At 70.4% G+C, this 8,691-nt stretch carries 5 protein-coding genes; 2 read left to right on the top strand and 3 right to left on the bottom strand.

Annotated elements, in window-relative coordinates:
• Window positions 1–54 precede the first annotated feature (54 nt).
• The 3 genes from Q0R63_RS14430 to Q0R63_RS14420 form a co-directional block, all read right to left on the bottom strand.
• Entirely contained in the window at window positions 55–3,966 is a 3,912-nt protein-coding gene (locus Q0R63_RS14430) for a multifunctional oxoglutarate decarboxylase/oxoglutarate dehydrogenase thiamine pyrophosphate-binding subunit/dihydrolipoyllysine-residue succinyltransferase subunit (protein ID WP_295698627.1), read from the bottom strand.
• A gap of 250 nt (window positions 3,967–4,216) precedes the next feature.
• Entirely contained in the window at window positions 4,217–5,014 is a 798-nt protein-coding gene (locus tag Q0R63_RS14425; protein ID WP_295698624.1) for an ABC transporter permease, read from the bottom strand.
• Window positions 5,011–6,051, bottom strand: coding sequence for an ABC transporter ATP-binding protein (locus tag Q0R63_RS14420; protein ID WP_295698623.1), 1,041 nt, complete (start codon window positions 6,049–6,051; stop codon window positions 5,011–5,013). The genes Q0R63_RS14425 and Q0R63_RS14420 overlap by 4 nt, the downstream gene beginning before the upstream one ends.
• 150 nt (window positions 6,052–6,201) lie before the next feature.
• On the opposite strand from Q0R63_RS14420, the gene Q0R63_RS14415 reads away from it, so the two are divergent.
• On the top strand, window positions 6,202–7,599 hold the full coding sequence (locus tag Q0R63_RS14415) for a hemolysin family protein (protein WP_295698621.1): 1,398 nt from the start codon (window positions 6,202–6,204) through the stop codon (window positions 7,597–7,599).
• Entirely contained in the window at window positions 7,596–8,651 is a 1,056-nt protein-coding gene (locus tag Q0R63_RS14410; RefSeq protein ID WP_295698619.1) for a hemolysin family protein, read from the top strand. Before Q0R63_RS14415 ends, Q0R63_RS14410 begins: the two co-directional genes overlap by 4 nt.
• Window positions 8,652–8,691 lie beyond the last annotated feature (40 nt).

The following is an 8,691-nucleotide window of genomic DNA, read 5'->3' as shown; positions in this document are numbered from 1 at the left end:
CCAGACCACGACCTCAGCCGGGGGTCGGCCACGTCCTCGTCCCGGTCAGGGTCCTCAGCGCTCGAGGGCCGCCGCGATGAGCTGGGCCTGCTCGAGCTCGTGCGTCCTGTGGGAGCCGGTCGCCGGCGAGGCGGAGGCCTTGCGGGAGACGACCTGCAGCTGGCGGGTCTCGCCCAGCTCGGCGAGCGCCTGGGGGAGGTTCATCGCGATGAACGGCCAGGCGCCCTGGTTGGACGGTTCCTCCTGGACCCAGAGGACCTCGGCGCCCGGGTAGGCCTTGAGGGCCTCGGCGATCTCGGCCCCCGGGAGCGGGGCGAGCTGCTCGACCCGCAGGATCGCGGTCGTGGTGTCCTCGCGCTTGGTGCGCTCTGCGAACAGGTCCCAGGCCACCTTGCCCGAGGTCAGGATGACCCGGGTGACCGTTGCAACATCGAGCGGGGCGGGGTCGGGCAGCACGGGGCGGAAACCGCCGACGGTGAACTCCTCGGGGGAGCTCGCCGCGGCGCGCAGGCGCAGCATCGACTTCGGGGTGAAGACGATGAGCGGGCGGCGCGGACGGGCATACGCCTGACGGCGCAGGAGGTGGAAGTAGGAGGCCGGCGTCGACGGGTAGGCGACCGTCATGTTGTCCTCGGCGCACATCTGCAGATAGCGCTCGATGCGGGCGGACGAGTGGTCGGGTCCCTGGCCCTCGTAGCCGTGGGGGAGCAGGAGCACGACCGAGCTGCGCTGGCCCCACTTCTGCTCCGAGGAGGAGATGAACTCGTCGATGATCGACTGGGCGCCGTTGGCGAAGTCGCCGAACTGGGCCTCCCAGAGGACGAGGGCGTCAGGACGCTCGACGGAGTAGCCGTACTCGAAGCCCATCGCGGCATACTCGCTGAGCAGTGAGTCGTAGACCCAGAACCGGGCCTGTCCCTCGCCGAGGTAGAGCAGCGGGGTCCACTCCTCCGCCGTCACCTTGTCGATGAGCACCGCGTGCCGCTGGACGAAGGTGCCCCGCCGGCTGTCCTGACCGGCGAGCCGGACGGGGGTGCCCTCCTTGAGGAGGGAGCCGAAGGCGAGCAGCTCGCCCATGGCCCAGTCGATGCCACCGTCGCGCACCATGGCGGCGCGCTTCTCCATGAGCTGCTTGATCTTCGGGTGGACCGTGAAGCCCTCGGGGGTGTTGATGAACGCGTCGCCGAGGTGGTGCAGGTCCTCCGTGCTGATCGCGGTGACCTCCGAGTCGCGCGGCGCCGTGAGCTCGTCGGCGACCTGGGCCTTGGGGCGCTCCAGCCCGGCCGCGACCGACGGGTCGTTGGTCGTCGGCGTCGAGGGAGCCGTGACGGCCTCCTTGGTCTCGACGAAGACCCGCTCGAGCTGCTGCTGGTAGTCGCGCAGCGCGTGGTCGGCGTCCTCGATCGAGATGTCGCCGCGGCCGATGAGGGCCTCGGTGTAGAGCTTGCGCACCGACCGCTTGGCCTCGATGAGGTTGTACATCAGCGGCTGGGTCATCGACGGGTCGTCGCCCTCGTTGTGGCCGCGGCGGCGGTAGCAGACCAGGTCGATGACGACGTCCTTGTTGAACGCCTGGCGGTACTCCCAGGCCAGCTCGGCCACCCGGACGCAGGCCTCGGGGTCGTCGCCGTTGACGTGGAAGATCGGGGCCTGGATCATCCGGGCCACGTCGGTGGAGTAGACCGAGGAGCGCGACGAGGACGGCGAGGTGGTGAAGCCGACCTGGTTGTTGACGACGACGTGGATGGTCCCGCCGGTGCGGTAGCCGCGCAGCTGGGAGAGGTTGAGCGTCTCGGCGATGACGCCCTGGCCGGCGAAGGCCGCGTCGCCGTGCATCAGGAGCGGGAGGACGGTGAAGGCCTCGCCCGCGAGGTTGAGACGGTCCTGCTTCGCGCGCACGATCCCCTCGAGGACCGGGTCGACCGTCTCGAGGTGGGAGGGGTTCGCGGCGAGGTAGATCTTGGTCTGCGACCCGTCCTCGGCGATGAACTCGCCCTCGGTGCCGAGGTGGTACTTCACGTCGCCGGAGCCCTGGACCGACTTGGGGTCCTGCTGGCCCTCGAACTCGCGGAAGATCTGGCCGTAGGACTTGCCGGCGATGTTGGCGAGGACGTTGAGCCGGCCGCGGTGCGGCATACCGATGCAGACCTCGTCCATGCCCTCCTCGGCGGCGCGGCAGAGGATGCGGTCGAGGAGCGCGATGACGGACTCGCCGCCCTCGAGCGAGAACCGCTTCTGCCCGACGAACTTCGTCTGGAGGAAGGTCTCGAAGGCCTCGGCGGCGTTGAGCTTGCGCATGATCCGCATCTGCTCGTCGCGGTTGCTCTTGGCGTAGGGCACCTCGACCTTGGACTGGATCCACGTGCGCTGCTCGGGGTCCTGGATGTGCATGTACTCGATGCCGACGGTGCGGCAGTAGGAGTCGCGCAGGATGCCGAGGATGCGGCGCAGCTTGAGGAACGGCTCGCCCCCGAAGCCGCCGGTGGCGAAGGACCGGTCGAGGTCCCAGAGGCTGAGGCCGTGGGTGGTGACATCGAGGTCGGGGTGGCGCCGCTGGCGGTACTCGAGCGGGTCGGTGTCGGCCATCAGGTGACCGCGGACGCGGTAGGCGTGGATCAGCTCCTGGACACGGGCGACCTTGTTGATGTCGTCGTCGTGGTTGGTGGAGATGTCCTGGATCCACCGGATCGGCTCGTAGGGGATGCGCAGCGACTCGAAGATCTCGTCGTAGAAGCCGTCGTCGCCGAGGAGCAGCTGGTGGATGATGCGCAGGAAGTCACCGCTCTGCGCCCCCTGGATGATCCGGTGGTCGTAGGTGCTGGTCAGCGTGAGGATCTTGCTCACGGCGTTGCGGGTCAGGGTCTCGCTGCTCGCGCCCTGCCACTCGGCGGGGTACTCGAGGGCGCCGACGCCGACGATCGCGCCCTGGCCGGCCATCAGGCGCGGCACGGAGTGGACGGTGCCGATCGTGCCCGGGTTGGTCAGCGTGATCGTCGTGCCGGCGAAGTCCTCGACGGTCAGCTTGTTGGTGCGGGCCTTCCCCACCATCTCCTCGTAGGCCGTCCAGAAGTGGACGAAGTCCATCCCCTCGGCCGACTTGATGCTGGGGACGAGGAGGGTGCGCGTGCCGTCGGGCTTGGCGAGGTCGATGGCGAGGCCGAAGTTCACGTGGGCCGGCTTGACGAGGACGGGCTTGCCGTCGCGCTCGCCGAAGCCGTTGTTCATCTCCGGCGTCATCGCCAGCGCCTTGACGATGGCGTAGCCGATGAGGTGGGTGAAGGAGACCTTGCCTCCGCGCGAGCGGGCGAGGTGGTTGTTGACGACGACGCGGTTGTCGATGAGCAGCTTGGCGGGGACGGCCCGGACGCTCGTGGCGGTGGGCACCCCGAGCGAGCTCTCCATGTTGGTCACGACCCGGGCGGCGGGACCGCGCAGCGGCTTGACCTCGTCCTCGTTCACGGGTCCGGCGACCTTGACGGCCGGGATGTCGCGCGGCTTGGGCGTCGCGACCGCGGTGGACTCGCGGGCGGTGACCGGTGCGGTGGATGCGGCCGGTGCGGTGGGCGCGGTGGGTGCGGCCGGCGTGGCGGGTGCGGCAGGTGCGGTGGCCGGCGCAGGGGCGGCGTGGGCGGCCGAGGCGGCGTTGGGGGGCGTCACCGGCTGGGCGGAGACCGGGGTCCTGGTGGGCGCGCCGTTGGTCGTTCCGTTGCTGTCGGGAGCGCGGCCGGCCGGGGCTGAGCCGCTACGCGTGCCGTTGCTGCCGTCGGACCTCCCGGGACCGTTGGCCGTCCCGTTGGCCGTGCCGTTGCCACTCGCCGCGGACGGCGTGTAAGCGGCGAAGATGGTGGCCCACTTCGGGTCGACCGAGTCCTTGTCGGTGAGGTACTGCTGGTAGATCTCGTCCACGAGCCACTCGTTCGACCCGAAGGCCGAGATGGGGTCGTTGGTCCGGGACTGGTCGGGCACAGAAAATACGCCTCTTTCACGCGTCAGCAATTGCTATCGCGACCCCAACACAAACCCACGCAATGCCGAGCGCGACATGGACCCCACAAGCCTAGCCCCGTTGGCGGGGGCCTGGTACCACCTCGGGTATGCCGCCCGCCACTCTATTGGGGACACGTGGGGACACGTAGGGACCCGTGGCGACAGGTGGGGACACGGATGTCCCGGCCGTCAGGGGCCGACTGACCCCGGACGTGCCGTCGTCTGGGTGTCAGCTGATGTCGCGCCGGACCGTCATGGCGGAGCCCACGCCCGCCATGACCACGGCATACGCCGCGAGCACGAGCGCTGCCGCCCACCACGTCAAGGTCGTCGTGCTGGTCGCCGGCCCCCCGAAGCCGCCGCCGGTGCTGAGCATCGCCTGCGTCGCCTGGGTGGGGAGGTAGGGCACGATCTCCTTGCCGGTCGCGAAGAGCCCGAGCAGCAGGCCGGCGATGGGCTCGACGATCCACGCGACGCCGATGGCGATCAGCAGGGCGGCGACCTGGTTGGGGATGAGGATGCCCACCCCCAGGCCGATGAGGGCCCAGAGCCCGAGGACGAGGAGGGCGAGGGCGAGGGTGCGCCAGATCGAGCCGTCGGCGAAGGGGTGACCGCCGCGCAGAGCCAGGACGGATCCCCCGACGACGACGGAGCCGATGAGGGAGATCAGGCCGTAGAACGCGCCGATGACCAGCAGCGAGACGACTTTGGCGGACATGACGACGGTGCGCCGAGGGTTGGACAAGAAGGTGGAGGTGATCGTCCGGTGGCGGTACTCCGCACCGATCGTCATCACGCCGACCGCGAGAGTGAGCAGGTAGCCGATGCTGATGCCCCCGGTGAACACCTGCCGGGTGAGGGCGATACCGGAGAGGCTGTTGGGCTGACTCTTGACGCTGTCGAGGGTGAAGACGATGGCCAGCAGCAGCGAGAAGCCTGCTCCGGCGAGGAAGGTGGCGATGCTCATGCCCCACCAGAGACGGGTCGTGAAGAACTTGCGGAACTCGGCGCGGATCGCGAGGGTCATCGCATTCCTCCTCCCACCGGCGCTGCCGCATTCGGGGCGAGGCCGCCCGTGCTCGCGCCGAGGTTGCGGTTGACGTTGCCCGGGTCACGGGTGAGCCGGAAGTAGAGAGCCTCGAGGTCGGTGTCGACCTGGTGCAGCTCGTGGACCGCGACCCCGGCGCGGTGGGCGATGTCGCCGACCCGGGCGGGTTCGTGGGAGATGACGCTGATGGCGCCGTCGCCCTGGGTGGCTGCGGCCAGGCCCTCCTGCCGGAGGGCCTGGACGAGCGTCTCGGCGCGCGGCGTGCGGATGAGGACGGTCGGTGGGCCCTGCAGGTCCTCGATCCGTCCCTGCGCGACGCTGCGGCCGTTGGCGATGATGACGACGTCGTGGACGGTCTGCGCGACCTCCTGGAGGAGGTGGCTCGAGATGAGGATGGTCTTGCCCTCGGAGGAGAGGTGGCGCAGGAACCCGCGCAGCCAGAGGATGCCCTCGGGGTCGAGACCGTTGGCCGGCTCGTCGAGGATGACGACCCGGGGGTCACCGAGGAGGGCGGCGGCAAGGCCGAGCCGCTGCCGCATGCCCATCGAGTAGCCTCCGGCGCGCTTCTTCGCCGCGGCCGGGATGCCGACGAGCTCGAGCATCTCGTCGACCCGGCGGAGCGGGACCCCGGTGGCGTCGGCGAGCACGCGGAGGTGGTCGCGGCCGGAGCGCCCCGGGTGGAAGCTCGTCGCCTCCAGCGCCGACCCCACGACCTTCATCGGCGTCGGGATGTCGTGATAGCTGTGCCCGTCGATCGTCGCGGTACCGGACGTGGGACGGACCAGCCCGAGCAGCATCCGCAGGGTCGTGGTCTTCCCGGCGCCGTTGGGGCCGAGGAAGCCGGTGATCCGACCGGGTTCGACGGTGAAGTCGAGGTGGTCGACCGCGGTCAGGCCGCCGAAGGTCTTGGTCAGGCCGCGGACCTCGATCCGGGCGCCGCGCCCCCGACCCGGCGGAGCAAGTGGTGGACCCGTGCGCGTGTCCTGCGTGGTGCCGGTGACCCCGAAGTTGCTCATGACCCCCATCACACCACTCGGCCCGAGGGCCGTCCTCCCCCTGCGGGAGGATTGGGGGTGCGGTCAGGGTCGACCCCCAGGGGGAGGCGCGGCGGGTATGCCGCGCTGGGCGGCCCCGCGGCATACGGGACCTCCTAGGATGGACGCACTATGGCGGAATGGTTGCTGGTGCTCGCCGCGATCGCCCTCACCGCGGGCACCTCGGTCTTCGTGGCTGCCGAGTTCTCGCTGGTGGCCCTGGACCGTCCCACCGTCCAGCAGGCCATCAACGAGGGCGACGACCGGGCCCGTACCGTCCTCGGCTCGCTCAAGCAGCTGTCCACCCAGCTCTCCGCGGCGCAGGTCGGCATCACCCTGACGACCCTCATCGTCGGCTACCTCGCCCAGCCGTCGGTCGGCTCGCTGCTGGTCGGCCCGCTCGGCGCGACGGGCCTGTCGAGATCCGCCGCACAGACGGTGGCCACGACGCTCGCCCTCGTGCTCGTCACGATCTTCTCGATGATCTTCGGCGAGCTGCTGCCCCAGTTCCTCGGCATCTCGGCCCCGCTCGTCACGGCGAAGGTCGTCGCGATCCCGGTGCGCGTCTTCGCGACGATCGTCAAGCCGCTCATCATCGTGCTCAACGGGTCGGCCAACCGCTTCCTGCGCTCCCTCGGCATCACGCCGCAGGAGGAGCTGACCGGCGCTCGCACCCCGCAGGAGCTCGCCAGCCTCGTGCGGCGCTCCGCGCAGCAGGGCACCCTCGAGCAGGACACCGCACGGCGCCTCACCCGCAGCCTCGACTTCGGCGACCGCACCGCCTCCGACGTGATGACCCCGCGGGTGCGGGCGACCGCCGTCGAGCGCACGGCGAGCGCCGAGGACGTCATCCGGCTCGCTCGCTACACCGGTCACTCACGCTTCCCCGTCATCGGTGAGGACTGGGACGACATCGACGGCCTCGTGCACGTCAAGAGGGCCATCGCCGTGCCGCAGGAGCGACGCAGCGATGTCCCGGTCAGCGCCCTCATGGTGCCGCGGGTGCTCGTGCCGGAGACGATCCGGCTCGACCCCCTGCTGCTCCAGCTGCGGGCGGCCGGGCTGCAGATGGCCATCGTCGTCGACGAATACGGCGGCACGGCAGGGGTCGTCACGCTCGAGGACGTCGTCGAGGAGATCGTCGGCGAGGTCAGCGACGAGCACGACCGCTCGGGCAGCGGTGGCCAGCGCCTGACCGACGGCTCGTGGTCGGTGCCCGGTCTCTGGCGGCCGGACGAGGTGCGCGACGAGATCGGGGCCATGGTGCCGGACGGACCGGCATACGAGACCACCGGCGGGTTCGTGATGGCCTTCCTCGGCCGGGTCCCCGAGGTCGGTGACGAGGTCGCCGTCCCGGGCTGGACGATGCGGGTCTCGCGGATGGAGGGTCGACGGGTCGACCGGCTGCGCTTCGTGCCCGCTCCCCAGACCGATCTGGCCAGCTGGCCGGCGGGGCTCGGGGGCGGCGCGGAGGACAGCGATGACAGCGAGGACAGGGGCTCCGGCACCGAGGTGGGAGAAGCTCCGTGAGCCATCCCGTGGCCCTGTGGGTCTCCCTGCTGCTCCTCTTCGGCAACGCCTTCTTCGTGGGTGCCGAGTTCGCCGCGATGGCCGCCCGCCGCTCGACCCTCGAGCCGATGGCCGAGGCGGGGAGCGCGCGGGCACGGATCTGCCTCGACGCCCTCGAGCAGATGGGCTCGATGCTCGCGACGGCTCAGCTCGGGATCACGATCTGCTCGGTGGGGCTGGGCGCCCTCGCCGAGGTCGCGCTGCACGAGATCCTCGACGAGGCCTTCCACGCGCTGCAGGTCCAGGAGCGCTTCGGCATCGGCGACTCGTGGACGAGTCCGATCGCCCTGGTCCTCGCGCTGCTCGTGGTCGTCTACCTCCACGTGGTCGTCGGCGAGATGATCCCCAAGAACCTGGCGCTCGCCGGGCCCGACCGCGCCGCACTGCTGCTCGTCCCGATCCTGCTCTACATCTCGCGGGCGCTGCGGCCCATCGTCCGGGTCATGGAGTGGATCGCCAAGGCTCTGGTCCGGATGCTCAAGATCGAGCCCAAGGACGAGATCGCGAGCGCCTTCACGGCCGAGGAGGTCGCCCACATCGTCGCTGAGAGCCACGCCGAGGGGCTGCTCGAGGAAGACCGTCGAGGGCTCGTCCGCAGTGCGCTGGAGTTCAGCGACAAGCAGGCGTCCGACGTCGCGGTCCCGGTCGGCCAGCTCGTGACGGTGGTCTACGGCGCGACCCCGGGCGACATCGAGCGGCTCGTGGCGAGGCACGGCTACTCGCGCTTCCCCGTCCGCGACGCCGACGGTGACGTCGCGGGCTACCTCCACCTCAAGGACATCCTGTATGCCGATGACGGGCGGCACGAGGAGCCCGTGCCACTCAAACGTGTACGGCGTCTCGCGACGGTCGGTCCCACGGACGACGTCGAGGACGTCCTCGCGACGATGCAGCGCACCGGTGCCCACCTCGCGCGGGTCGTCTCCAGCGACGGCGTCATCAGCGGGGTCGTGTTCCTCGAGGACGTGCTCGAGGAGCTCGTCGGCGAGGTCAGCGACGCGACCCAGCGGTAGGGCAGACCCCTGCGTCCGCACGAACGGGACACCAGTGTCC

The organism is Lapillicoccus sp. (assembly GCF_025353065.1).
Lineage (GTDB): Bacteria > Actinomycetota > Actinomycetes > Actinomycetales > Dermatophilaceae > Lapillicoccus.
Note: the sequence above shows the minus strand (reverse complement) of the source record. Positions and strands in the feature narration are given on the sequence as shown.

Bases quoted from the DNA above. Each gene is read 5' to 3' on its own strand.
- Q0R63_RS14425 (WP_295698624.1), bottom strand. From the start codon at position 5,014: ATGACCCTCGCGATCCGCGCCGAGTTCCGCAAGTTCTTCACGACCCGT.
- Q0R63_RS14415 (WP_295698621.1), top strand. From the start codon at position 6,202: ATGGCGGAATGGTTGCTGGTGCTCGCCGCGATCGCCCTCACCGCGGGC.
- Q0R63_RS14420 (WP_295698623.1), bottom strand. From the start codon at position 6,051: ATGAGCAACTTCGGGGTCACCGGCACCACGCAGGACACGCGCACGGGT.